The organism is Salegentibacter lacus, assembly GCF_020164555.1.
GTDB lineage: Bacteria > Bacteroidota > Bacteroidia > Flavobacteriales > Flavobacteriaceae > Salegentibacter > Salegentibacter lacus.
This window is the reverse complement of the sequence record NZ_JAIQZB010000002.1, coordinates 191,929-215,341: the sequence shown is the minus strand read 5'-3', so window position 1 is coordinate 215,341 and position 23,413 is coordinate 191,929. Positions and strand designations below refer to the sequence as shown.

The following is a 23,413-nucleotide window of genomic DNA, read 5'->3' as shown; positions in this document are numbered from 1 at the left end:
TTATGTTTTCAGATAAAGCGAATAAGATTTTTCAGGAAGTAATAGAGAGATATCATGAAAAAGATACGGTAGAGCAGCCATTTTCCAACCCTTACGATAGCGAAAGTGAATTGATAGAGCATTTGTTGTACCGCAAATGTTGGATAGACACGGTGCAGTGGCATTATGAAGATATTATACGCGATAAACATATAGATCCCGTAGATGCCCTGGCGCTAAAACGCCAGATAGACGCTTCAAACCAGGATCGAACCGATACCGTGGAATATATTGATAGTTATTTTTTAAAGAAATTTAAAGATATTCAGCCAAAAGATGATGCTACAATTAATTCTGAAAGTCCTGCCTGGGCAATAGATAGGCTTTCAATTTTAGCTTTAAAGATTTACCATATGCACGAGGAAGCTAACCGGGAAGATGCTTCGCAAGAGCACCAAATGAAGTGCAAAGCCAAACTTGATGTTTTACTGGAGCAGCGCGTAGACCTTTCTACGGCGATAAATCAATTACTGGAAGATATTGCCGCCGGAAACAAGTATATGAAGGTCTACAGGCAAATGAAGATGTATAATGATGATGAGTTGAATCCTGTATTAAGAAATAAATAGCGCCTTAAAATTGTTTAAGAATGAAGAAACCTACCTCTGATAATAAAAGAAACTCTCCCCATTCGGGAGAGATGCCGCAGGCAGAGGGGGCTTCGCATATTTTGGTTATTCGTTTATCGGCTATGGGCGATGTTGCGATGACCGTTCCCGTATTGCGGGTGTTAACGGCCACGTATCCTCATTTAAAAATTACAGTGTTAACCCGGGGTTTTTTTGAACCTATGTTTAAAGGAATTCCGGGGGTTTCGGTTTATAAAGCCGATATTAAAGGGGTACATAGTGGCGTAGTTGGTCTTTGTCGCCTGGCAAAAGATCTTCGCGATATTGGTATTGATAAAGTAGCCGATCTTCACGATGTTTTACGAAGCAATGTGCTACAATCGGTTTTTTATATGTTTGGGATTCCGGTGAAACAAATTGATAAAGGCCGGAGCGAAAAGAAGGCCTTAACAAGGGAAAACAATAAGGTGTTTAAACAATTAAAAACCACTATACAGCGCTATGCCGATGTTTTTGATGCTTTAGGTTATCCTTTAGACCTTAATACCCACCAATTTCCGCCGAAAGAAAAAATTACAAAAAAAATTAAAACCCTGGTGGGCACCGAGCCTAAAAAATGGCTTGGAATTGCACCTTTTGCACAGCATAGTTCGAAAGCATATCCGGCAGATTTAATGGAGGAAGTTTTAGATAATTTAAGTGAAACCCCAAAAATTAAGGTTTTACTTTTTGGAGGTGGAAATATAGAAAAACAACAATTGGAAACCTGGGCCGCGAAATTTAAAAACACGATTAGTATTGCCGGAAAACTGACTTTAACCGAAGAACTCTCCCTTATTTCCAACCTTGATGCCATGCTTTCTATGGACAGCGGCAACGGCCATATGGCTGCGATGTATGGTATTCCCGTGATTAGCATTTGGGGTGTGACACATCCTTATGCCGGTTTTGCGCCTTTTAATCAACCCAAAAGTAACAGCTTACTCCCTGATCTTACTCAATATCCAAAAATACCCACTTCTGTTTATGGAAATAAATATCCTGAAACTTATGAGAATGCTATTCGCAGCATTGCCCCTGAAAGTGTTTTAAAGAAAATTGATGAGGTTTTGTTTTAGGAATCTTAATCCTATAAAACTGGACATTAAAAAAGTCTCGGAAAGCTCATAAATCGTCATCTTGATTTTATTTCAGGATCTACTTTGTTATAATCATGGAAGCTGAAACAAGTTTAGCCAAATCTAATCTTTGTTGTATTTGTGAACGCTAAACTCTACTTTATTCACTTCAGTTTTTAAATAAAAAAACCTCACAGTTTTTAAATCTGTGAGGTTTGAATTTGAAAGAATTAAACTATCCTTTTACTTCTTCTTCAGTTTTATTTGGTAAAACATCAAAGCCCATATTGTAAAGAGTAAATCCAAAAATATCGGCATATTCTTCAATAATCATTTTTGTAGGTTTTCCAGCACCGTGGCCGGCTTTGGTCTCAATCCTTATTAAAGCTGGGTTTTCTCCGGCTTGCTTGTCCTGTAATTCGGCGGCGAATTTAAAAGAATGTGCAGGTACTACGCGATCGTCGTGATCCCCTGTTGTAACCAAAGTAGCAGGGTATTCGGTTCCTTCTTCCAGGTTATGAACCGGTGAATAATCAAGAAGGTAGTTAAACATTTCTTCACTATCTTCTGCAGTTCCGTAATCGTAAGCCCAGCCTGCACCGGCAGTGAAAGTATGGTAACGAAGCATATCCATTACGCCCACGGCTGGTAAGGCTACTTTCATAAGATCTGGACGCTGGGTCATAGTTGCTCCAACTAAAAGTCCGCCGTTAGAACCTCCGCGAATCGCCAGGTAATCACTTGATGTATAATTTTCTTCAATAAGGTATTCCGCGGCAGCGATAAAATCATCAAAAACGTTTTGTTTTTTCAGTTTAATACCGGCATCGTGCCATTCTTTGCCATATTCACCACCACCTCGAAGGTTTGGAACGGCATAAACACCGCCCTGTTCCATCCAGATTGCGTTTGCAGTACTAAAAGAAGGCGTTAAACTAATATTGAATCCTCCGTAGCCATAAAGCATCGTTGGATTCTTACCGTTAAGCTCAAGACCTTTTTTGTGAGTAATGATCATAGGAACCTTTGTCCCGTCTTTTGAGGTATAAAAAACCTGTTTGCTTTCGTAATCGTCCGGATTGAATTTTATGTTGGGTTTATTATAAACTTCAGAAGTTCCTTCTTCAATATTATATTTGTAAATAGTACCCGGAGTTACATAATTTGTAAAAGAATAATATAATTCTTCGTTCTCCTTTTTAGTGCCAAATCCGCCGGCTGAACCAATTCCCGGAAGTTCAACTTCACGCACTAACTTTCCTTCATAATCGTATTGTTTCACTTCAGAAACCGCGTCTACCATATATTCGGCAAAGAAATATCCGCCACCGGTAGAAGGGCTTAATACGTTTTCTGTTTCAGGAATAAAATCTTCCCAGTTTTCAGGAGAAGGATTTGCAGCATCTACAGTCACAACCTTACGATTTGGCGCATCCATATTGGTTACAATGAACAATTTGCTGTCTTCGTTTTCTATAACACTAGCCTCGGTATCTTCATTTCCTAAAATGGTTACCAACTCAGGATTATTTTTGGAAAGATCCTTCATAAAAAGCTTCCCTCCTGAAGTTGAGTTTGTTGCAGATATAAATAAAAATCGATCATCTTCTGAAACTCCCCCACGCACATAACGATGTTTTTGAGCTTCAGAATCTCCAAAAATCACTTCATCTTCGCTCTGTGGAGTTCCAAGTTTATGGTAAAATAATCTATGCTGATCTGTTTTTGCTGAAAGCTCGCTACCTTCCGGTTTTTCGTAGCTGGAATAATAAAAACCTTCGTTGCCTTTCCAGGAAATTCCACTAAATTTTACATTCTGAATAGTATCTTCTACTCGTTCTTTATTTTCGGCATCTATAATGATTATTTTTCTCCAGTCGCTACCACCTTCAGAAATAGCATAAGCGGCTTTACTGCCGTCTTTAGAGAAACTTAGGCCGGCAAGGGAAGTAGTACCGTCCTCGCTGAATTTATTAGGATCCAGGAAAACTTCTGTTTCACCATCTTCACCTTTTTTTCTATAAACTACATATTGATTTTGTAGGCCATCGTTTTTGTAGAAATATGTGTAATCGCCTTCTTCAAACGGAGCACTTATTTTTTCGTAATTCCATATTTCTGAAAGTCTTTCTTCCAGCTCTTTTTTATACGGAATACTGTTTAGATAATCGAAAGTTACCTCGTTTTGGGCTTTTACCCAAGCTTCGGTTTCTTCGCTGCGGTCGTCTTCCAGCCAGCGGTAAGGGTCTTTAACTTCGGTCCCAAAATAATCGGTAACCGTATCTACTTTTTTGGTTTCAGGGTAATTCAAACTGATTTCTTTTTCGTTTTTAGAATCATTGCAGGAAGCCAGGACGGCAAGAGCAAAAATTCCGGAGAATGTTTTTTTCATATAATGTGATTTATTGCATAAAGTTAGTCATAAAAAATGCCTGTAAGTTACATTTTTACAGGCATTAGTTAATCATTTATGCGTTTTCTGGCTTATACCAACTTATTTTTAATAAGGTATTCTGCAATTTGAACTGTATTTGTGGAAGCACCTTTTCTTAAGTTATCGGCAACAACCCACATATTTAAAGTCTTTGGCTGGGAATAATCCCTGCGAATTCTGCCTACAAAAACATCGTCTTTTCCTTCAGCGTAAATAGGCATTGGGTAAGTATTGGTCTCCGGGTTATCCTGAACGGTTACCCCAGGAAACTGGCTCAGGATTTTTCTAACTTCAGCTTCATCAAATTCATTTTTAAACTCAACGTTTACAGATTCTGAATGCCCGCCAACTACGGGAATTCTAATTGCAGTAGCGCTTACTAAAACCGAATCGTCTCCTAGAATCTTTTTGGTTTCTTTGGTAAGTTTCATCTCTTCTTTGGTGTAGCCGTTGTCTTGAAAAACATCGCAATGCGGCAATGCGTTTTTATGAATAGGGTAAGGATAAGCCATTTTGCCCTTTTCACCTTTATATTCATTTTCCAATTGTTCCACTGCCTTAACACCGGTTCCGGTGATGGACTGGTAAGTAGAAACGATTACACGTTTAATTTTGAAAGCATCGTGCAGCGGTTTTAAAGCCATTAATAACTGAATTGTAGAACAGTTTGGATTGGCGATGATCTTGTCTTCTTTAGTTAATTCTGAGGCATTTATTTCCGGAATTACCAGTTTTTTGGTTTCATCCATTCTCCAGGCCGAAGAATTATCTACTACTGTTGTGCCGTTTTCGGCAAATTTAGGAGCCCATTCTAAGGAAGTATCCCCACCGGCAGAAAATAAAGCAATATCCGGTTTAATATCTACCGCTTCCTGAAGCCCAATAACTTTATAGTCTTTTCCTTGAAAATTGATCTTTTTTCCAACTGACCTTTCTGAAGCTACCGGATATAATTCGGTTACCGGGAAATTTCTTTCTGCTAAAACCTGTAACATTACCTTGCCTACCATTCCGGTAGCGCCTACCACTGCTATTCTCATAATATAAAATTTTAGTCTTTCCCGCGAAGGCGGGAAACTATGTTCTTAAAAACCAGCCGCAAATTTATTGACCAGAACTTAACTAGCCCACTTTCAGAAGCTAAAATTGAAAAGAATTATTGTTTTTAAACTAATTGGTCTTTTTCGTTAAAAAAAGACCCCACAGTTTCCTGTGGGGTTTGATTAAATTACGATTTATTTAAAATGAGCAGTATAGCGGTGCTCGTATCTTTAATAATTTTAAGGCGTATTGCCTTGTTTTTTGAGCTCGTCCCTAATTTGGGTAAGCAAATCTTCCTGGGTTGGCCCTTTTGGTTCAACTAATTTAGGAGCTTCTTTTTCTTTTTTAGTCTTTTCGTAAGCTCTTAAAACCAAAAATATAAAAAAGGCTACAATAACAAAATGAATAATAGTATCTATTAAATTTCCATACGTAATTACGGCCGCTTCGGCTTCTTTTGCGGCATCAAGGCTTTCGTAAGAAACGCCGTCTAAAGCAATAAATTTTTGGGTAAAATCTGTACCTCCGGTTATTAAACCAATAATAGGCATAATAACATCGGCAACAACAGAAGCGATAATTTTGTTGAAGGCGGCACCGATTACTACTGCGGTAGCAAGGGCTATAATATCGCCTTTCAACATAAAAGCCTTAAAATCTTTGATAAAACTCATGATAAATTGGGTTGATTAGTTATAACCAGGCCAATTTACATAAAATTTGAAAACGATTTATTCTGAATAGAAATCACTCAATAATAATCCGCTTCACCCGCTGGGAAATGCCGGTAATAAGTTCATAGGAAATGGTCCCACCGTCGCCAGCAAGTTTTGTAACATGTTGGGATCCACCAAAAACAATTACTTCGTCGCCCTCATTGCAGTCTATATTTGTAACATCAATCATTATAATATCCATACACACACTTCCTGCAATTGGCGCATATTCACCGTTCACAAAAACACCGGCTTTTCCGTGGCCATAAATGCGTTTAATACCATCGGCGTGGCCAATTGGAATTGTGGCAATTCTGGTGGTTTTTTCAGCTTTAAAAGCACGACTATACCCAACGGTATCTCCTTCATTTAAATTCTGAATTTGAGAAATTATAGTTTTAAGTGTGCCAACCGGTTTTAGTTTCTTATCCAGATTAGGATCGTTGGCAAAACCATAAAGCCCTAAACCGCTTCTTACCATTGAAAAAGTGGCTGAAGGATAATTAAAAATAGCCGAAGTATTACAAATATGTAAAAGCGGCTCGTAACCAATATCATCTAAAAGTTTACCCGCTAAATCCTTGAATTTATAAATTTGCGAAAGCGTAAATTCCCTTTCTTTCCAATCTTCACTTGCCGCTAAGTGTGAAAATGCCGAAACTACTTTTACCGATTTTGTCTTTTCTAAATTCTCCGGAATATTGTGATAATCGGCTTCAGTAAATCCGAGGCGGTTCATTCCCGTGTTGAATTTTAAATGAACGGGATAGTTTTTCTGATTTTGCTTTTTAGCAATCTCGATAAAAAGCTGAAGCGTTCTTGCGCTGTATAAATTAGGCTCCAGGCAATTTTCTATAATTTCAGGATAATTAATCGGCTGCGGGTGTAAAATTAAAATAGGTTTGCTAATTCCCGCTTTTCGAAGCCTGATCCCTTCTTCAGTATAAGCAACCGCAAAATAATCGGTGCCCAGTTCTTCCAGTTTTTTAGCCATTGCTACAGAGTCGTTTCCGTAGGCATAAGCTTTAATAACCGACATAAATTTAACGCCGGGTTTTAACTGCGATTTTATGATTTTAAAATTATGAGCAAGTGCGTTGAGGTCTATTTCCAGAACACTTTCTTCGGCTTTAGGCATTCTTTTTCTTTAAGTTTGGGTGAAGTTCTTCGGCATCGTTCACATCTAATTTCTTAACCCTTTCTCTTAGCATCGCTTTGTAATAGGCGCCTCGACTTAATGGTTCGTATTCTTCATTCTCCCCAAGAAAAACCAGGTCGTCGTTAATAGCTTTCCGGTAGCTAAATTGCGCCAGGTTTCCGGTGCGGGTGCAAACTGCGTGAACTTTGGTTACATACTCGGCAGTTGCCATGAGATATGGCATTGGACCAAAAGGATTTCCTTTAAAATCCATATCCAGACCGGCAACAATTACCCGAACTCCGCGGTTAGCCAAATCGTTACAAACAGTAACAATTTCATCATCAAAAAACTGGGCTTCATCAATTCCCACCACATCGCAACCATCGGCAAGGATCCTAATATTTGAGGCTGAAGGCACCGGCGTAGATCTAATTTCGTTAGAATCATGAGAAACCACCAGTTCCTCGTCATAGCGCTTGTCTATGGCGGGTTTAAAGATTTCTACGGTTTGTTTGGCGAACTGGGCTCTTTTTAAACGGCGAATTAGCTCTTCGGTCTTACCAGAGAACATACTGCCGCAGATAACTTCTATCCAGCCAAATTGCTCTTCGTGATTTACTGTATTTTCGAGAAACATTTTGTAATTTTCAAATCGAAATGGGAACTTACCCTTTTTGATAAAGGTGGAACAAATTTATTAAAAATACAAGCCATTGCCGGTTGGTAAGCGCTAAAGTTATTAAACCAAAATAAGGCACTTTTTTTGTAAGTGATTATATTGAATTTTAATATTGGTTATTATAATAAAAAGGGTTCATAAATATTGCTGAAAAATGAAAAATAGACTTAGAACAGAGTTAGTAAAACTTGCCGAAGAGATAATTTCTGAAAAAGAAAACCTGGATACGAAAGCGCTTAAATTAAAAGCGGCGACCTTATATGAGCAGCTTTCAATATTGAATTTTACCGAACAAAATTTACAGGCTTTTGATGCTCCTGAAGCTACACCAACTCCTAAGTTTGAAAAGAAAATTCAGCAAAAAGCCCCGGCGCAGGAAGAACGGGATGATTATGCCCCTGATGGTACCGAATATCGCGAAGATGCCGATGCGATTACCGAGCCTAATACCGAAAAAATTAAAGATATCGTAGCGCAAATGCCAGCGGAATCTGAAAGAGTTGACGAACTTATAGAAGAGGCTAATCCCAAGCCACAGGCCCCGCCGGTACGACAGCAATCTCCTAGAGCCAAAGAAGAACCAACAAAACCAAAAGCCGAAGCACCTAAAAACGATTTTAGAAATATTGGGGTAGATTATGATAACCTTCCAGATTTTGAACCTTTAAATAATCGGCAGAAAGATCAAAAACCAAGGTCTGTAAACGACAGGTTGAAAAAAGGAATTAATATTGGCCTTAACGAACGGCTTTCATTTATAAAGAATCTTTTTGACGGGAATTCCTCAGATTATAATCGTGTTCTTTCTCAGTTAAATACCTTTAGTTCTTTAGATGAAGCTCAGCGATTCATTCAGTTAGTGGTAAAACCAGATTATAACCATTGGCAGGGAAAAGAAGATTATGAAGAGCGATTTATGGCCAAAATAGAGAACAAATTTCAAAATTAAAATCGCCTAAATGGGAAAATTATTCCTGGTGCCCACGCCAATAGGAAATTTGGACGATATGACTTTTAGGGCGGTAAAAGTGCTAAAAGAAGTAGATACAATTCTTGCCGAAGACACCCGAAATAGCGGGAAACTTCTGAAGCATTTTGAGATTGGTACGCATATGCAAAGTCATCATATGCACAACGAGCATAAAACAGTAGATCACATAGTTGAGCGTATTAAAGGCGGCGAAAATATTGCACTGATAAGTGATGCCGGAACTCCCGCAATTTCAGATCCGGGATTTTTATTAACGCGAGCTTGTGTTGAAGCAGGCATAGAAGTGGATTGTCTTCCGGGAGCTACGGCTTTTGTGCCCGCTTTGGTAAATAGCGGATTTCCAAATGATAAGTTTATTTTTGAAGGTTTTCTTCCTGTAAAAAAAGGCCGACAAACCCGATTGAATTTACTAGCCGAAGAAACCAGAACAATGATTTTTTACGAATCACCACATAAATTGCTGAAAACACTAAAGCATTTTGTGGAATATTTTGGTGATGACAGACCGGTTTCGGTTTCCAGGGAAATCACCAAACTTCACGAAGAAACAATTCGAGGCACTGCTGCTGAGGTACTTAAGCATTACACACAAAAACCACCCAAAGGTGAAATTGTAATTGTAGTAAAAGGAAAAGCTTAATGCAGCAATTGCTAAAAGAAGCCAGATCCTGTAAATTTTGTGAAAAGCATTTACCGCTTGGACCAAAACCTATTGTAGAGGCTACTAAAAATTCTAAAATCGTTTTAATAAGTCAGGCGCCGGGAAGAATAGTGCATCAGACCGGGGTTGCCTGGAACGACCAAAGCGGAAAAAAGCTTCGGGAATGGCTGGGAGTAGACGAAACTACTTTTTATGATACCGATAACTTTGCAATTCTCCCTATGGGATTTTGCTATCCCGGCAAAGCCAAAACCGGTGATGCACCACCCCGAAAAGAATGTGCGCCTATGTGGCATGATCCTATCCTTTCAGAGTTAAAGAATATTCATCTCAAAATTCTAATTGGAGCTTACGCTGCCAGTTATTACCTGCCCGGAAATTTGAATCTTACCCAAAGGGTAAGTTCTTATAAGGATTTTCTTCCTAAGTATTGGTGCTTGCCGCATCCTTCGCCGGTGAACCGTTTCTGGAGGAGTAAAAACCCCTGGTTTGAAAAAGATGTAGTACCAAGTTTACAAGCCAGAGTTAATAAAATTTTAGATTGAGATACTAAATTTAAAATTTAGAATTCACCCCAATTTTATTTCTAATTACTAACCAAATCAACAAAATCGAATTGTTTTCCGCTGAATAAACCTTTATCTGAAAGTTTAAGATCGGGTATTACCAACAGGGCCATAAAAGAAAGCGTCATAAATGGTGCTTTAAGCGTGCTACCTAAATCCTTAGCCATTTCATCGATTTCCTGATATAATCTCCCGGTTTCCCATCCATCTTTATCGCTAATTATTCCTGCAATTGGCAGCGGAAGAACTTTTTCGTCATTTTTATCTACACTGCAAATTCCACCTTTATGCTTTATAATGAGGTTTATCGCATTGCAAATTTCTTTGTCTGAAGTTCCAACAGCGATTATATTATGAGAATCGTGGGCTACAGAGCTGGCTATGGCTCCTTTTTTTAGTCCGAAATTCTTTATAAAAGCTACTGCAGCAGGTTTGTCTTCATACCGGTTAACCACCGCGATTTTTAAAATATCATTTTCAATATCTGAAATGAGATTTCCATCTTTTTCTAAAGCCTGAAGCCGAACCTCGTTGGTAATAAGTTCCCCATCCATAGCTTCGATAACCTTTACAGCCTTGCCGGTTGCCTTTACTTCGAAATCTTCCGGATTCTTGAAGGAAGTATTAAAGTTATTTGGCTTTTCGAAGGCGGAAGCTTGAATATGCGATTTCCCGTTTTCGGCAACCAACTCTCCATCAATATAGGTTTGCAAAACTTTAAAATTGGTCAGGTCATTTACTGCAATAAAATCGGCTGGATCGCCTACTTTTAACTGCCCAACTTCCAAATTATAATGATTTACTGGGTTGATACAAGCCACTTTCAGAACTTTAAAAACATCAATTCCTTTAGCAACTGCACGGGCACAAAGCTGATTGATATGACCCAAAACCAGATCGTCGGGATGTTTATCGTCAGAGCAAAACATCATATTTTTATAATGCTCGGGAAGCAAATCTATAAGGGCTTCAAAATTTTTGGCGGCGCTTCCTTCGCGGATTATCACCTTCATCCCAAGATCAAGTTTTTCTTCAGCTTCTTCGTAAGTATAGCATTCGTGATCTGTAGAAATACCGGCTTCAGTATATTTTTTGGCATCTTCACCTCGCAAACCCGGCGCGTGGCCATCGGTAGGTTTATTAAAATGTTTAGCCCAGGCAATTTTTTTCAGCACTTCTTCATCTTTAAAAATCACCCCGGGATAATTCATCATTTCGGCCAGGTATTTTATTTCGGGAAGCGCAAGCAATTCTTTTATACCTTCAGCATTAATTACAGCTCCCGAAGTTTCAAAACTAGTTGCCGGGACACAGGAAGGCGCACCAAAATTAAATTTCAACGGACTTTTCTTTCCGTTTTCAATCATAAATTTCACCCCTTCTTTTCCCAGTACATTAGCAATTTCGTGCGGGTCTGAAACCGTAGCGACTGTACCGTGAATTACTGCCAACCTTGCAAATTCGGTAGGAACCAGCATCGAACTTTCAATATGAATATGGGCATCGATAAACCCGGGAAGCAAGAAGCTTTTTACGTCGTGTTGTTTTTCTTCAATTTTTGCAATTTTTCCGTTTTCGATACTGATTTCCGCAGAAAAAATTCTCCTGTTTTCAATATCTACGGGCTGTCCCTGTATAACTTTCACTTGTCTATAATTTAAAGCGTGAAATTAGGTATTATTATTAATTGATGAAATTTTTTGAGAATCGGTTTTAGTGAATTCCCTCTTATTTGGATTGAAATACAATGTGTATTTTTGAAAAAAACTTAATATGCGCTGGACTTTAAAACCTAAACCCGATTCTTTAGTTGTAAATAAGCTTTCAGGGGAATTAGGGATTTCGCCAGCTGTTGCCACGCTTTTAGTTCAACGCGGAATCGATACTTTTGAAGCCGCAAAAAAGTTTTTCAGGCCCAGCCTGGATGATCTCCACGATCCATACCTGATGAAAGATATGGATGTGGCAGTAAACCGAATTCACCAAGCAATTGCTTCCGAAGAAAATATTATGGTTTATGGTGATTACGATGTAGACGGCACCACGAGTGTGGCGCTAATGTCTTCGTACCTAAAAACCCTTACACCAAATGTGGCGACTTATATTCCCGATAGATATGCTGAAGGCTATGGTATTTCTTACCAGGGAATCGATTTCGCCTGCGATAACGAGATTTCATTGATAATTGCCCTGGATTGTGGAATAAAAGCCATAGATAAAGTGGCTTATGCAGCCGAAAAAGGAATCGATTTTATTATCTGTGACCACCACCGACCGGGAAATACAATTCCTGAAGCTGTTGCAGTTTTGGATCCTAAACGCGAAGATTGTGAATATCCTTATAAAGAACTTTGCGGTTGCGGTGTTGGGTTTAAATTAATCCAGGCTATAAATGCTAAAAGAGGTGGAGCTCCGGAAGTTTTGCTGCCTTATCTGGATCTTGTGGCAACTGCCATTGGCGCCGATATCGTGCCGATAACAGGGGAAAATAGAATTCTGGCTTATCACGGTTTAAACGTTATTAACGTTGCACCCCGAATGGGCTTTAAGGCGATTTTAGCCCAGGTAAAAAAAGAAAAACTTACAATAACTGATGTTGTTTTTATCATTGCCCCGCGTATAAATGCCGCCGGAAGGATGAAACACGGCCTGCACGCCGTAAATTTGCTTACCGAAGAGGATGAAGCTACTGCAATGAAATTTGCTGGAGAAATTGAAAATTTTAATGCGGAAAGAAAAACTACAGATAAAGCAATTACGATTGAAGCCCTGGGACAAATTGAAGAACTGCAGGAACAGGAACGCTATAGCACCGTGGTTTATCACGAGGGTTGGCATAAAGGCGTGATTGGCATTGTAGCTTCACGTTTAACCGAAACCTATTACCGCCCAACGCTGGTTTTTACGAAAAGCGGGGAGAAACTGGCGGCTTCAGCGCGCTCGGTAAAAGGCTTTGATGTGTATAATGCCCTGGAAGCCTGTAAAGAACATATTGAGCAGTTTGGGGGACACAAATATGCTGCGGGGCTCACTTTAGAAGCTTCGGAATATGAAAATTTTAAAGCCAAATTTGAATCGGTGGTTTCTGAAACCATTGATAAACGCCTGCTTATACCTGAAATTTTGGTAGATGCCCAAATTGGCCTGGATGAAATTACCCCGAAATTTTTTAGGATTTTAAAACAATTTGCCCCTTTTGGCCCCGGGAATATGACGCCCATCTTTATGACACAAAACCTTACCGATACCGGTTATGGGAAATGTGTAGGGGCCGATGAAGCCCACTTAAAATGCCAGGTTAAGCAGGAGGGAAAATCTGCCACTTTTGATATGATTGGCTTCGGTTTGGGAGAAAAATTTGAAACAATTTCAGAAGGGAAAAGCTTTAAAGCAGTCTATTCTTTAGATGAAAACGAATGGAATGGAAATGTTTCTATCCAGTTAAGGTTGAGAGATATTAGCGAGTGATTCACTGCTGTTTGGATAATTAATTGCTAATCTGCATGAATTAAATAATCTTTTGTAAAATGAAAAAGGTCAATTATTCAGAATTCTGTTTTAATCAAAATATTGGATTGATAGAATGCAAAACGATAAAAATGAAGTCATTATAAAATGTAAGGAAGGTAAGGATTTGGCCCTAATTCCAATTGAAGAATATAATTCAATTAGAGAAAGTCTTTATCTGCTAAGTGGTGAAAACCGGAACGTTTTACTAGACTCCCTTCATCAACCTGAACCGGGAATACAGCTGCATAAACGCCAAGAATAGTATTCTGAATTTATAACTTTTCCAAACTTGTTTTTTCACCATCAAAAACCGCGTAGGTGTAAAAATCGATCCAGTCTCCGGTGTTGATATAGGTAGATTTTCCGTTGAGGTCTATTTCCAGGGGTAAATGTCTATGACCAAATAGAAAATAATCGTAGTGCTTTTCTTCTAATTTTCGCCGACAATATTGAATAAGCCACTCTTTTTCTTCACCTAAAAATTCCTGTTCTTCATCGCCAGAAATCGCTTTGTTTTTTACGGAAAAATATTGTGCTAACGGAATGCCTAAATCGGGGTGTAACCAACGGTAAAGCCACTTTGATAACGGATTGGTAAAAACCTTTTTCATTCGCTTATAGCCGTGATCCCCGGGTCCGAGTCCGTCGCCGTGGCCTACAAGGAAAGTTTTATTATTAAATTCAAATTCTTTTGGTTTATGAAAAACCGGGATATTCAATTCTTCTTCAAAATAATTCTGCATCCACAAATCGTGGTTCCCAACGAAAAAATAAACAGGAATACCACTATCTTTAATTTCGGCTAATTTTCCTAAAACTCGAACAAAACCTTTAGGTACAGCGTGTTTGTATTCAAACCAAAAATCGAATAAATCCCCAAGTAGAAAAATAGCAGCGGCATCCTCCTTAATTTCGTCCAGCCATTTTACAAAACGTACTTCCCGCGGCCGACTTTCTTCCTGGCTAGGAGCGCCCAGGTGATTATCGCTGGAAAAATAGACTTTTTTACCTTGTGGAATGGTCATAGATGATTATTCTGAGCTGTAAATATAAATATTTTAACAGAAGACCTTGTAGATTTTGATAACTCGTGATTTACCCCGTCCGTCTTAATCTTCTACCGAATATCAATTCACCTTTCCTTTAGAAAGGGAAGCAGCTTTTTCACTTCTCATTTTATCTCGAATTATTGGGAGAGGGTCTGATCACTTGCATACCATTCAGCAAAGCTGGATTCGGTTTCCTGGAGTTTTAGCGAGTGAAGTTTAATATGATTTGGTAAATGTTTTTGGATTTTTTCAGCAAAATCTACTACCATATTTTCGCTGGTAGGTTGGTATTCAACCAGGATCACATGATGACCGCGGTTTTTTAATTCTTCAGCAAGTTCAACGTGAGGCGTATTTTTATTAAAAACCGTCGCGTGATCAAACTGGTCAACGATTTCTGCTTTTACGATCTTTTTCAGGTCCCCAAAATCTATGACCATCCCAAACTTAACGTTATCTTTATCGGTAATAGGTTCGCCAATTACGCAAACACTTAATTTATAGCTGTGGCCGTGTACATTTCGGCATTTTCCGTCGTAGCCGTAAAGGGCATGTCCGGTTTCAAAAGAAAACTTTTTGGTAATCCTAATCTTGCTCATCGCAGGTTATTTTTGGCAAAGTTAAGGGTTTTTTAGCGTTATATTTTTTGGCGCCCCATTTAACTTTCTAAAGTATATTTGTACAGTTTTTTATGTTGAAAATGGAATCACAAAACACCACAGAGCTTTTTGAACAACTGGATTTTAAAGAGAATCCTTTTTACGAAAGTATTATTACTGATCTGGTAGAAAACCAATACAGTATTGTAGATGATTTTTTTGATGCTGAAGAGGTTGCAATGCTTCGGAATTCCCTAAAATCGAAATTTGAAGAAGCCCAGTTCAAGAAAGCAGCAATTGGTAATAAAACCAATGAAATTGTAGCAAAATCTATTCGGGGAGATTTTATTTTATGGCTTAACGAAGCTGAAGCCGGAAAAGTTGAAAACCTCTTTTTTAGTAAAATTAATTCACTAATAGCTTATCTAAACAAAACCTGTTTCCTGGGGATTTTGACCAAAGAATTCCATTACGCACTTTATCCTGAAGGTACTTTTTATCAGCGACATTTAGATACATTTCAGAACGACGGGAGAAGAAAACTATCTATGGTCTGTTATTTAAACGAGGAAGACTGGAAGCCTGAAAACGGCGGGGAATTGGTAATTTATTCTAAAGAAAATGGCGTTGAGGTTTCAAAAGCTATATATCCACTAGCGGGTCGCGTAGTGATTTTTGAAAGCCAGGTGCTGGAACACGAAGTAAAACCTGTAAAAACCGCCCGTTTAAGTATTACCGGATGGTTGAAAACCAGGTAGCTATTTGAAGTATTTCTTGTAAATAACCACTACAATTAAAACTACGGCTAAAATAAGCCAGAATCCCATTCCGCTAAGGAAACTTAAAAACTCCCAGGTATCTTCTCCCATTAGTTCATACGGTTTTTTTCCTGTCTTCTCCTCCAGTTGTAGCGCGCATAAAAGAAAATGGCAAGAATTATTAAAATACCCACAAGGTAAAGCCAGTTATCGGCGATAAATTCCCAAATGGTAAAACCCCATTCTTCTTCGCGGGTGGCATCACGGTCTTTTGGTAAATGTTGCTGTAGTACACTCATAAGCTAATTTCTATTGTTGAAATTAAGCTTTTTACCTAAGAACTTTGTTATAGTGATGCTAATTTCCTAAAAACCTTATTACAGAAACTTGAGAAGTTGATAACCTAAGCTAATTTTTAATCTGTCGTTTATTATTTGTGATCATTTTGCGAAGAAAGAACACAAAAATGCCGGCAATTATTAGAAAACCGATAAGTAAAAAAAGAATGTTGTCACCAATAAAATAACCTATGGAATATCCAAGGCTATGTGCCTTATCGCCGGTTTGGCCAAAGTAGAGTAAATACATAATTTATTTTTTATATTTTTTTAAAGCGTTTTTTGTGAAGTCTGAAAGTACTAATTCTCCTGAAATTGCCGCTCTTTCAGCCAGTAATTCGTCCCAGTGATCTGTGTTTTTCCAAAGCATTTGTTTCATTTCGTAGAGGGCTTCCGGATTGTAAGAAGCCAGTTTTTCGGTGAAAATAGCAACTTCTTTATCCAAATCTTTCAGACTTTCAAAAACACGAGCGTAAAGTCCTTTATCTTTAGCCCAATATGCGTTTTTCCATTCGTGAGCGGCCAGGCTTAATTCGCCAAGTGCACCAACGCCAATTTTGCGCTCTACGGCCGGGGCAATTACAAACGGACCAATACCTATACTAATTTCTGAAAGTTTCACCGCTGCAGCATCAGTAGCCATCGCATAATCGCAGGCGGCAACCAGTCCAACGCCGCCGCCAACAGTTTTTCCCTGGATGCGTCCCACGATGAGTTTTTTACATTTTCGCATTGCGTTTAAAACTTTTGCAAACCCGGAGAAAAATAATTTTCCCGCCTGCATGGTTTCAATCGCCACCAGCTCGTCAAAAGAAGCTCCTGCACAAAAAGCTTTTTCTCCTTCAGATTTTAATAGAATCACTTTAACGTTGTCGTCTTCAGATAATTTCTGAAATTCTTTCTCAAGCCGATCTAGCAATTCTGAAGGAAATGAGTTACTGGCGGGGTGGCCAAACTCCAGGTGAGCGATTCCATTTTTAATATTGGTGTATAAACTTCCGTTTTCTCGTGTGGTTGACATAAAATTGATTTTCAGGTTAGCTGAATAACCAAATTTAGAAAGATTAAAGTTGAAATAAGCTGTTCGAGGTTAAAAATTGGCCAAAAAACCAACCCTAACCTGCCAACTGAGACTGCAAACTGCCCACTGAAATATCAGACTTCTTTTTGCAAGTATTTTCTTCGGAATTTAATCACCAAACCGACACTGCGTATAAGCATCCACACGAAAAATGCAATCCAGATTCCGTAGAGTTTTAAACCGAAATAATCTGAAATTAATAGAGCAGGAGTGAAACCCAGGAAAGTAGCTACGAGTAGTAAGTTCCGAAGGTATTTTGCCTCGCCCAAACCTTTAAAAATCCCATCGAACATAAAAGCGATGGCATTTACGGGTTGCATTAATAGAACAATCCAAAACACCGAAGAAAATATAGCCAGTACCGTAATATCTTTATTAAATACCAAACCGATTTGGTTGTAGAAAAGTCCGCAAATGGCCATTAAAATAAAAGCGATCAACACTGCGTATTTGCTTATTTTTTTACTGAGTTCCCACAGATTCTTGTAATCCCGTGAACCGAGTAATTTCCCGCCAATCGCATTGCCGGCGTTAGCATAACCATCAATAAAAAAGCTAAAAAATAGCCAGATATTCATTAAAATACTCTGTGCGGCGATATAGTTTTTCCCATAATCTGTTGCGTAGGCATTGGCGAGATAAATGGCAAAATTGAGCGCGGCAGTTCTTACAAAGAGATTCCCAGCCATAAGTAAAAGCCCTTTTAACCGCGGATTAATAGTAAAACTCAATTTTAAATGGAAAGGGGTTTTTTTAAAGAAAAACCACAGTGCCATAATTAGCATCGTAGCCTGCGCAGCCAGGCTGGCATAAGCAGCACCTTTTAGATGCATTGCAGGAATAAGTCCTTCTATACCGTAGACTAGCAGGAAATCTAACGCTACATTTATCCCGGCACCGGCGAGGCTGCATTTCATTGCCCAAAGCGTATTTTGTAATCCGCGGAATACCCCAAAAATCGCAAAAGTCACCAAAGTTAGCGGATAGCCTAAAGCGCGAATTTGATAATAATCTTCAGAATATTGCAAGATCAAACCCTCTGCATTGTAAGCGCTAAAGATTGCTTCAGCAAAAAAAGCGGTGGTAAAATAAATTACTAAACTGAAGGCAAAATTGAAATAAATAGCCTGCGGAATTAATGTTTTTACAGCGTGAAGTCGGTTTGCACCCAAATGTTGCGAAACAATAGCTGAAATGGCGGTTTTGGTTTGCGCAACAATCCAAATAATGGCTGAAAGAAATGAACCAACGATCCCGGCCGCCGCAAGTGCTTCAACCGAGTTATTTTCTACATTTCCAATTACCGCGATATCGGTAAGGGAAATGAGCGGTTCGGCAATTCCGGCGATAATCGCGGGAATGGCAATGCGGTTTATATTTTTAAAACTAACGGAAGACTCCAAAAGTGGTTTTTTCAACAGCAAATATAGAATGCTTTATTTTAAAGCCTAAGCGCCGGTTTAATTTCATGGCAATTTTTTCAGTTTTTTTCCCTTTATTCTATCATTTTCTTTTCATAACAATGAAACGGATATTCGTTTTTGTGCGGAAAATAAACGTCGCCAAGTCTTTCATAACCACGATTTTCATAGAATTTTAGATTCCGAATATTTTTACTGAAAGTATCCAGTCTTATCGAAGTGGAATTTTGATTTTTAGCAAATTCTTCGGCAAAATCCATCATTTTCCTGGCGTAGCCCTTACCCCAGAACTTTGGGTGCGTGGCCAGCCTATGGATGTATAAATTTTTATCGGTTTCCGTAAGCCATTGAATATTCTCATACACGGCATCCATTTTTGGAGTAAGTACCATAATGGCAATAATGCGATCTTCTTCTATTTCGTAAACAAATAGTTCTTCTCGCTGAATATCATTTTGAAGCTTTTCCCGGGATGGATAATGCTCGTTCCATTGATGAATATTTTGCTGCTGAAGCGCTTCAGCACAGGCTTCGGTCAGTTTTTTGATTTCGTTGAGATCTTCTAAGTTAGCTTTTCTAATCATTTTTATTCAGGAATAATAAATAAAAGTTCTGTGTTGAAATTTACAGAAAATTATTACATTTGCCTTCCAATTGGGGGATTAGCTCAGCTGGCTAGAGCGTTTGGCTGGCAGCCAAAAGGTCATCGGTTCGACTCCGATATTCTCCACAAAACCACCGTTTTTTGCGGTGGTTTTTTATTTCCGAACTTTTTCATTTTCAAAATATTGAAAGCTGGCTAGTGCGTCCCGATGCAAGATCGGGAAGATCTAAATTAGGTTTAAAAAAGGAGTTGACTTAAAGGTCCCATTGCGTCAAGCTGAACTTGTTTCAGCTTCTAACATGTTTAGATTATCAAAATATTAGATTCTGAACTAAATTCAGAATGACGATTTATTTAAAATAAAAAACGGTCTTAAAAATTAATTCAAGACCGTTTTTAGTGAAAATATATTTTTAAAAAACTTAAGAATCAGCTTCGTCGTTATCTATGTATTCGTCTTTCAGATCCTGAACGCTGGCTGCAAGAAACTCTGAGGTTCTGTTCAGCACGTGCTGAAATTCTTTAGTTAATTCGTCCTTATTCCAGGGATGGGAAATACCAAATACGTGATCGGCATTTTCAACTAAAAGTAGTTTTGAAATTTCGCTCCATTCAAATAAATTCCCGGCATCAGCAATAGAAACGGTGGTGTCGTTACTTCCGTGCGCAATAAAATGAGGAATGTCCAGCTTCTTGGTTGCTTTTTGAATATTTAATCGCTCTCTATTTTCTCTAAAATTCTTATAAAACTGGTAGTGATGCGGTAATTGCTGTCCAGTCCGCGTATTTTTTATATACTGTACTCCTTTTTTTTCCCAGGCTTCTAATTCTTTTTCCTTTGGAAAACGCGAAGCAAAATCGCTTACTGCGGCAAGGGTAATTAGTTTATTGATCCTTTCTTCTTCAGCGGCTTTTATAATGGCAATTCCACCGCCACGAGAGTGGCCAATCAGGTTGATACTCTTTACATCAATTTGTTGCGCTTCATTAAAATCTGGGGTTAAAACCCAGTCTATAACCGTTTGTAAATCGTCAAGCTCTTTAACGTAATTATTATCACCAAAAGCTTCAATATTCAAGAACTCAGTTGGACTATCAGGAGAGGTTCCGTTGTGAGAAAAATTGAATTTCACGAAGAAATAGCCTTTTTCAGCATAGAATTCACCCATTTTATCCCAGGCGCCCCAGTCTTTAAAACCTTTATAACCGTGGCAAAAAATCACGATTGGCTTAGGCTTTTTATCGTCATTAAAAATCAGATCAATAAGAATGGGTTTATTATGTCTTCCATCTATCTGGAGGTTGGTTCTTTTTGTAATTTCCATAGGTTTTATATTTCTTTTTCTTTAAAAGGAATTTCAGGATCGCAGATTTCGATAATTAGTTTCTTTAATTCTACCTCGAATGCGTCTAGAATATCCTTATTTATAGCAGTTTCTTTATTTTTTGTTCGTGGTTTATCTTTTTTGCCGAATTTTAAAAATCCGCTTTTTAAATTTTTAAATGAAATGATGCCCGCTTCAGTCGGTAAATCCAGGGAGTTTTGATCTTGCATCATTTTTGTATATGCCAAAACCTGAAAACTTTTGCTGTATTTATCGTAATCTGAAGTGAGATCTTCCCAATTTACAATTTCAATTTTATCCTGGGTTACCTTTCCAGTCTTATAATCAATAATTCTGGTGGTACCATTTGTACTTTCTACACGATCCACTTTACCGCGCATAAAGATCGGAAAATCAAGATGCTCTATCCTAATTTCAGATTTTAAAGTTTTCTCAATTTTTAGGATTTTGATCTCTTCGGTCTTAAGTCGGTCTAATTCCAGGTTTAAAAAATTGCGGAGATAGCGTTTAGCCACTTCGTAAATCAGCAGGTTCTTTCCCTGGTTCACCGGCCCGTTCATATAAGATTTTTTAAACTGAAGCGTGATTTCTTCTTCAATTCTCGATTTAAAAGCTTGAATATCTTCCGCAGTGAGTAGTTTATTCTCCAGTGGTTTATAAAAGTTTTCAAGACTATCGTGCACCACAGTTCCCAGTGTGTTGTAAGCCACAGTTTCTTCTACTTCTTCTCGATCCCGGACTCCTAAAACGTACTGACGATAAAAATCTAATGGATTTCTAATGTAGGAAGTTAGGGCAGAAGGGGAGAAGCCGGAACCGGCGAGCGATTTTAATTTCTCCATAATTTCTGGTGTTTTTTTAACCTCCCGGAGTTCATTTTTAATCGCATGAACTTTGGGACTCACCATGGCGTGAGTGATTTGATGAGCAGGTTGTTTCTCAATTTCCAGTTGGGTAAGAAACCTGCTCTTTTCACCTGAATTTAAGCCGTCGGTTTCAGTGTTATAAAGCAAATGTACGTTTTGCGCCCGTTGCAGTAATCGGTAAAAGTGATAAGTATAAACCGCGTCCTTTTCTTTGTAAGTTGGCAGTTTGTAGGTTTGTTTTAAATCGAAAGGAATAAACGAACTTCCCGATTTTCCTGAAGGTAAAACACCTTCGTTCACCGAGCAAATTATCACATTTTTAAAATCTAAAGCCCGAGATTCCAGCATTCCCATGAGCTGCAAACCTTTAAACGGCCGTCCCTGGAAATCCAGGCTTTGCGTGCTCATTATTTCTTTATAAAACTGGTAAAGCGATTTAACCGATTTTAAATGCGGATAGGTTTCGTTTAAATTTTCAAGTTTATTGAATAAAACATGGAATTGATATAAAAACTCCAAACCGAGTTTATTCTGATCGGTTTTATAGTATTTTTTTATCTGATTAATTATTTGCTGAAAAGCTTCAATCGCTTTTAAAGGCGAATTCTCCCAGTTTTTAAAACAAGCTTCAATTAAAGGTTTTGCTTCGGAAGAAAACGAACTTATTATTTCCTTTTCGGAAAGATTTACCGTGTTTTCCAACTGAATTTTTTCAATAAAAACTTCGGTTTCCTGATTCAAAATCTCATTTAAGGCAGGATGGTTTATCACCGAAATAACATCTTTATAATAGTAAGCCGAAGCGGTATTTTGATGAATTTGAAATAATCTATCAAAAAGAGAGGCAATTGGCGCATTTTTAAGCGGAAACCCCATCGTGATGTTTAAATCTTTAACGTTGGGCGGCAAACTATTTAAGACCGGAAGCAAAAGATCTTCTTCTCCCAAAACAAGTGCGGTTTCCTGAAGCGTTTCTTCATCTAAATTAGCTAATAATTCGCCTAGATATTTGGCTTGTCCCACGTTTTTGGGAACTCCGGTAACCTGAATATTCTTTGGTTTACTGTATTCATTTACATTTAGTTTCGCTCTTCTTTCACGGTAAACCGGCCAGTCTTTTAAATATTGATTTATAAAAAGAGAAGCATCGTGTTGCATGTCTTTTACAAAAACCTCATCTAGATCCCAGTAAATCTCTGCACGATCGTTTTCTAAAAGATGTTGAACGATTAATTGCTCTGCAGTATTTAATGCATTAAAACCTATAAAAACGTGCTTGTCGCTATTCTTCTGGGAGTATTCGGGAATATTTTCTGAAGCTTTTCTATAAATGAGCCCCTGGTAGCCGTTGTTTTTTGAAAGTAATTCCTCTTTTAAGGCTTCATAAAAAGCCGGGAGACTATTCCAAAATGATAAATAGTTATTTATTAGTTCGGTTTTAGGTTCCTGGATAGACCAGTGTTTTAGATCCTGTATATCTGCGAGGTAATTGAAAAATCTTTTGTAGTCTATTAAATATCGGTCTATTTCATTAAAATCGTGTATAAGGCTTTGTGCCCAGGCCGTAAAAGTTTCAAAATCTTCCTGTTCTTCTAAAGGTGTAATTTTTTTATAGACGTTATAAAATTCAAACAGTGTAAGCGTATTATCTACGGTTTTGGTTTCAGAAACAACTTCTGTAAATTCCTCAATACTATAAACTTTGGGCGCGAAAATGTGATTTCCGCTTAACGAAGAAAGTTCTTTTAGGAGAAAACTTCCCGCACGTTTGCTGGGAAGAATAAAAATAATTTCTGAAATATTTTCTTCTGAAGAAATGAGTTCCTTAAGAACTCCTGAAATAAAAGATACCATAGCCTAAAAATAAAAAACGCCCCGGAAACCGA

23 protein-coding genes and 1 tRNA gene are annotated in these 23,413 nt (G+C 38.2%); 9 read left to right on the top strand and 15 right to left on the bottom strand.

Annotated features, from left to right (window positions below; translation table 11 throughout):
• Positions 1 to 2 precede the first annotated feature (2 nt).
• Complete coding sequence (locus LB465_RS02475) at positions 3 to 608, top strand: DUF4254 domain-containing protein (RefSeq protein WP_224466622.1); 606 nt, start codon at positions 3 to 5, stop codon at positions 606 to 608.
• 71 nt (positions 609 to 679) lie between these two features.
• Positions 680 to 1,726 (top strand): glycosyltransferase family 9 protein, encoded by a 1,047-nt coding sequence (locus LB465_RS02470; protein ID WP_224466734.1) that lies wholly within the window; start codon positions 680 to 682, stop codon positions 1,724 to 1,726.
• 235 nt (positions 1,727 to 1,961) lie between these two features.
• Here the strand turns inward: LB465_RS02470 and LB465_RS02465 are convergent, their stop codons facing one another.
• The 5 genes from LB465_RS02465 to LB465_RS02445 all read right to left on the bottom strand — a co-directional run bounded on the left by LB465_RS02465 (position 1,962) and on the right by LB465_RS02445 (position 7,695).
• Complete coding sequence (locus LB465_RS02465; protein ID WP_224466619.1) at positions 1,962 to 4,118, bottom strand: prolyl oligopeptidase family serine peptidase; 2,157 nt, start codon at positions 4,116 to 4,118, stop codon at positions 1,962 to 1,964.
• 92 nt (positions 4,119 to 4,210) lie between these two features.
• Positions 4,211 to 5,200 carry an aspartate-semialdehyde dehydrogenase gene (locus LB465_RS02460; RefSeq protein ID WP_224466616.1) on the bottom strand — a complete coding sequence of 330 codons (990 nt, stop codon included), beginning with the start codon at positions 5,198 to 5,200 and terminating at the stop codon, positions 4,211 to 4,213.
• Between the two features lie 240 nt (positions 5,201 to 5,440).
• Complete coding sequence (mscL, locus tag LB465_RS02455; RefSeq protein WP_224466614.1) at positions 5,441 to 5,875, bottom strand: large conductance mechanosensitive channel protein MscL; 435 nt, start codon at positions 5,873 to 5,875, stop codon at positions 5,441 to 5,443.
• Positions 5,876 to 5,948: 73 nt separating this feature from the next.
• Positions 5,949 to 7,055, bottom strand: a complete 1,107-nt coding sequence (gene alr, locus LB465_RS02450; RefSeq protein WP_224466611.1) for an alanine racemase — start codon at positions 7,053 to 7,055, stop codon at positions 5,949 to 5,951.
• Positions 7,048 to 7,695, bottom strand: coding sequence for a thymidine kinase (locus LB465_RS02445; RefSeq protein WP_224466609.1), 648 nt, complete (start codon positions 7,693 to 7,695; stop codon positions 7,048 to 7,050). Before LB465_RS02445 ends, alr begins: the two co-directional genes overlap by 8 nt.
• A gap of 196 nt (positions 7,696 to 7,891) precedes the next feature.
• Here LB465_RS02445 and LB465_RS02440 point away from each other — a divergent pair, with 196 nt between their 5' ends.
• From LB465_RS02440 to LB465_RS02430, 3 genes are read left to right on the top strand one after another with little or no spacing between them, the layout of a single operon-like run.
• Positions 7,892 to 8,686: a hypothetical protein gene (locus tag LB465_RS02440; RefSeq protein WP_224466606.1), complete on the top strand. Its 795-nt coding sequence runs from the start codon at positions 7,892 to 7,894 to the stop codon at positions 8,684 to 8,686.
• A 10-nt stretch (positions 8,687 to 8,696) separates the two neighbouring features.
• Entirely contained in the window at positions 8,697 to 9,368 is a 672-nt protein-coding gene (gene rsmI, locus LB465_RS02435) for a 16S rRNA (cytidine(1402)-2'-O)-methyltransferase (protein WP_224466604.1), read from the top strand.
• Entirely contained in the window at positions 9,368 to 9,934 is a 567-nt protein-coding gene (locus LB465_RS02430; RefSeq protein WP_224466602.1) for a uracil-DNA glycosylase family protein, read from the top strand. The genes rsmI and LB465_RS02430 overlap by 1 nt, the downstream gene beginning before the upstream one ends.
• Positions 9,935 to 9,975: 41 nt before the next feature.
• On the opposite strand, the gene ade is transcribed toward LB465_RS02430, so the two are convergent.
• The gene (gene ade, locus LB465_RS02425) at positions 9,976 to 11,601 is read right to left on the bottom strand and encodes an adenine deaminase (protein WP_224466600.1); all 1,626 of its coding nucleotides are present in this window, start codon (positions 11,599 to 11,601) and stop codon (positions 9,976 to 9,978) included.
• A 127-nt stretch (positions 11,602 to 11,728) separates the two neighbouring features.
• On the opposite strand from ade, the gene recJ reads away from it, so the two are divergent.
• Both recJ and LB465_RS02415 read left to right on the top strand, forming a co-directional pair.
• Positions 11,729 to 13,423, top strand: a complete 1,695-nt coding sequence (gene recJ / locus LB465_RS02420; protein WP_224466598.1) for a single-stranded-DNA-specific exonuclease RecJ — start codon at positions 11,729 to 11,731, stop codon at positions 13,421 to 13,423.
• A gap of 115 nt (positions 13,424 to 13,538) precedes the next feature.
• Positions 13,539 to 13,727, top strand: coding sequence for a type II toxin-antitoxin system Phd/YefM family antitoxin (locus tag LB465_RS02415; RefSeq protein ID WP_224466595.1), 189 nt, complete (start codon positions 13,539 to 13,541; stop codon positions 13,725 to 13,727).
• A 10-nt stretch (positions 13,728 to 13,737) separates the two neighbouring features.
• On the opposite strand, the gene LB465_RS02410 is transcribed toward LB465_RS02415, so the two are convergent.
• Positions 13,738 to 14,490: a UDP-2,3-diacylglucosamine diphosphatase gene (locus LB465_RS02410; protein ID WP_224466593.1), complete on the bottom strand. Its 753-nt coding sequence runs from the start codon at positions 14,488 to 14,490 to the stop codon at positions 13,738 to 13,740.
• Positions 14,491 to 14,651: 161 nt separating this feature from the next.
• On the bottom strand, positions 14,652 to 15,113 hold the full coding sequence (locus LB465_RS02405) for a 6-pyruvoyl trahydropterin synthase family protein (protein WP_224466590.1): 462 nt from the start codon (positions 15,111 to 15,113) through the stop codon (positions 14,652 to 14,654).
• Positions 15,114 to 15,214: 101 nt separating this feature from the next.
• Between LB465_RS02405 and LB465_RS02400 the strand changes: the two genes are divergently transcribed.
• Entirely contained in the window at positions 15,215 to 15,871 is a 657-nt protein-coding gene (locus LB465_RS02400) for a 2OG-Fe(II) oxygenase (protein ID WP_224466588.1), read from the top strand.
• A gap of 110 nt (positions 15,872 to 15,981) precedes the next feature.
• Here the strand turns inward: LB465_RS02400 and LB465_RS02395 are convergent, their stop codons facing one another.
• From LB465_RS02395 to LB465_RS02375, 5 genes are all read right to left on the bottom strand, one after another.
• Positions 15,982 to 16,170 carry a hypothetical protein gene (locus LB465_RS02395; protein WP_224466586.1) on the bottom strand — a complete coding sequence of 63 codons (189 nt, stop codon included), beginning with the start codon at positions 16,168 to 16,170 and terminating at the stop codon, positions 15,982 to 15,984.
• A gap of 109 nt (positions 16,171 to 16,279) precedes the next feature.
• Positions 16,280 to 16,459, bottom strand: coding sequence for an LPXTG cell wall anchor domain-containing protein (locus tag LB465_RS02390; RefSeq protein WP_224466584.1), 180 nt, complete (start codon positions 16,457 to 16,459; stop codon positions 16,280 to 16,282).
• Between the two features lie 3 nt (positions 16,460 to 16,462).
• Positions 16,463 to 17,230 (bottom strand): enoyl-CoA hydratase/isomerase family protein, encoded by a 768-nt coding sequence (locus tag LB465_RS02385; RefSeq protein ID WP_224466582.1) that lies wholly within the window; start codon positions 17,228 to 17,230, stop codon positions 16,463 to 16,465.
• 134 nt (positions 17,231 to 17,364) lie between these two features.
• Positions 17,365 to 18,693, bottom strand: a complete 1,329-nt coding sequence (locus LB465_RS02380) for an MATE family efflux transporter (protein WP_224466580.1) — start codon at positions 18,691 to 18,693, stop codon at positions 17,365 to 17,367.
• Positions 18,694 to 18,785: 92 nt separating this feature from the next.
• The gene (locus LB465_RS02375; RefSeq protein ID WP_224466577.1) at positions 18,786 to 19,295 is read right to left on the bottom strand and encodes a GNAT family N-acetyltransferase; all 510 of its coding nucleotides are present in this window, start codon (positions 19,293 to 19,295) and stop codon (positions 18,786 to 18,788) included.
• A 72-nt stretch (positions 19,296 to 19,367) separates the two neighbouring features.
• Between LB465_RS02375 and LB465_RS02370 the strand changes: the two genes are divergently transcribed.
• A tRNA-Ala gene (locus LB465_RS02370) sits at positions 19,368 to 19,441 on the top strand.
• Positions 19,442 to 19,737: 296 nt separating this feature from the next.
• On the opposite strand, the gene LB465_RS02365 is transcribed toward LB465_RS02370, so the two are convergent.
• Both LB465_RS02365 and LB465_RS02360 read right to left on the bottom strand, forming a co-directional pair.
• Positions 19,738 to 20,640 (bottom strand): alpha/beta hydrolase family protein, encoded by a 903-nt coding sequence (locus tag LB465_RS02365; protein ID WP_224466575.1) that lies wholly within the window; start codon positions 20,638 to 20,640, stop codon positions 19,738 to 19,740.
• Positions 20,641 to 20,645: 5 nt separating this feature from the next.
• The gene (locus tag LB465_RS02360; RefSeq protein ID WP_224466574.1) at positions 20,646 to 23,381 is read right to left on the bottom strand and encodes a PD-(D/E)XK nuclease family protein; all 2,736 of its coding nucleotides are present in this window, start codon (positions 23,379 to 23,381) and stop codon (positions 20,646 to 20,648) included.
• Between the last annotated feature and the right edge of the window lie 32 nt (positions 23,382 to 23,413).

Coding starts and splice junctions, on each gene's coding strand:
- LB465_RS02415 (WP_224466595.1), top strand. CDS start 13,539: ATGCAAAACGATAAAAATGAAGTCATTATAAAATGTAAGGAAGGTAAG.
- LB465_RS02385 (WP_224466582.1), bottom strand. CDS start 17,230: ATGTCAACCACACGAGAAAACGGAAGTTTATACACCAATATTAAAAAT.
- LB465_RS02410 (WP_224466593.1), bottom strand. CDS start 14,490: ATGACCATTCCACAAGGTAAAAAAGTCTATTTTTCCAGCGATAATCAC.
- LB465_RS02395 (WP_224466586.1), bottom strand. CDS start 16,170: ATGAGTGTACTACAGCAACATTTACCAAAAGACCGTGATGCCACCCGC.
- LB465_RS02445 (WP_224466609.1), bottom strand. CDS start 7,695: ATGTTTCTCGAAAATACAGTAAATCACGAAGAGCAATTTGGCTGGATA.
- LB465_RS02360 (WP_224466574.1), bottom strand. CDS start 23,381: ATGGTATCTTTTATTTCAGGAGTTCTTAAGGAACTCATTTCTTCAGAA.
- LB465_RS02390 (WP_224466584.1), bottom strand. CDS start 16,459: ATGTATTTACTCTACTTTGGCCAAACCGGCGATAAGGCACATAGCCTT.
- LB465_RS02430 (WP_224466602.1), top strand. CDS start 9,368: ATGCAGCAATTGCTAAAAGAAGCCAGATCCTGTAAATTTTGTGAAAAG.
- LB465_RS02440 (WP_224466606.1), top strand. CDS start 7,892: ATGAAAAATAGACTTAGAACAGAGTTAGTAAAACTTGCCGAAGAGATA.
- alr (WP_224466611.1), bottom strand. CDS start 7,055: ATGCCTAAAGCCGAAGAAAGTGTTCTGGAAATAGACCTCAACGCACTT.
- LB465_RS02365 (WP_224466575.1), bottom strand. CDS start 20,640: ATGGAAATTACAAAAAGAACCAACCTCCAGATAGATGGAAGACATAAT.
- LB465_RS02475 (WP_224466622.1), top strand. CDS start 3: ATGTTTTCAGATAAAGCGAATAAGATTTTTCAGGAAGTAATAGAGAGA.
- mscL (WP_224466614.1), bottom strand. CDS start 5,875: ATGAGTTTTATCAAAGATTTTAAGGCTTTTATGTTGAAAGGCGATATT.
- LB465_RS02465 (WP_224466619.1), bottom strand. CDS start 4,118: ATGAAAAAAACATTCTCCGGAATTTTTGCTCTTGCCGTCCTGGCTTCC.
- recJ (WP_224466598.1), top strand. CDS start 11,729: ATGCGCTGGACTTTAAAACCTAAACCCGATTCTTTAGTTGTAAATAAG.
- LB465_RS02405 (WP_224466590.1), bottom strand. CDS start 15,113: ATGAGCAAGATTAGGATTACCAAAAAGTTTTCTTTTGAAACCGGACAT.
- LB465_RS02375 (WP_224466577.1), bottom strand. CDS start 19,295: ATGATTAGAAAAGCTAACTTAGAAGATCTCAACGAAATCAAAAAACTG.
- LB465_RS02460 (WP_224466616.1), bottom strand. CDS start 5,200: ATGAGAATAGCAGTGGTAGGCGCTACCGGAATGGTAGGCAAGGTAATG.
- LB465_RS02470 (WP_224466734.1), top strand. CDS start 680: ATGCCGCAGGCAGAGGGGGCTTCGCATATTTTGGTTATTCGTTTATCG.
- LB465_RS02400 (WP_224466588.1), top strand. CDS start 15,215: ATGGAATCACAAAACACCACAGAGCTTTTTGAACAACTGGATTTTAAA.
- rsmI (WP_224466604.1), top strand. CDS start 8,697: ATGGGAAAATTATTCCTGGTGCCCACGCCAATAGGAAATTTGGACGAT.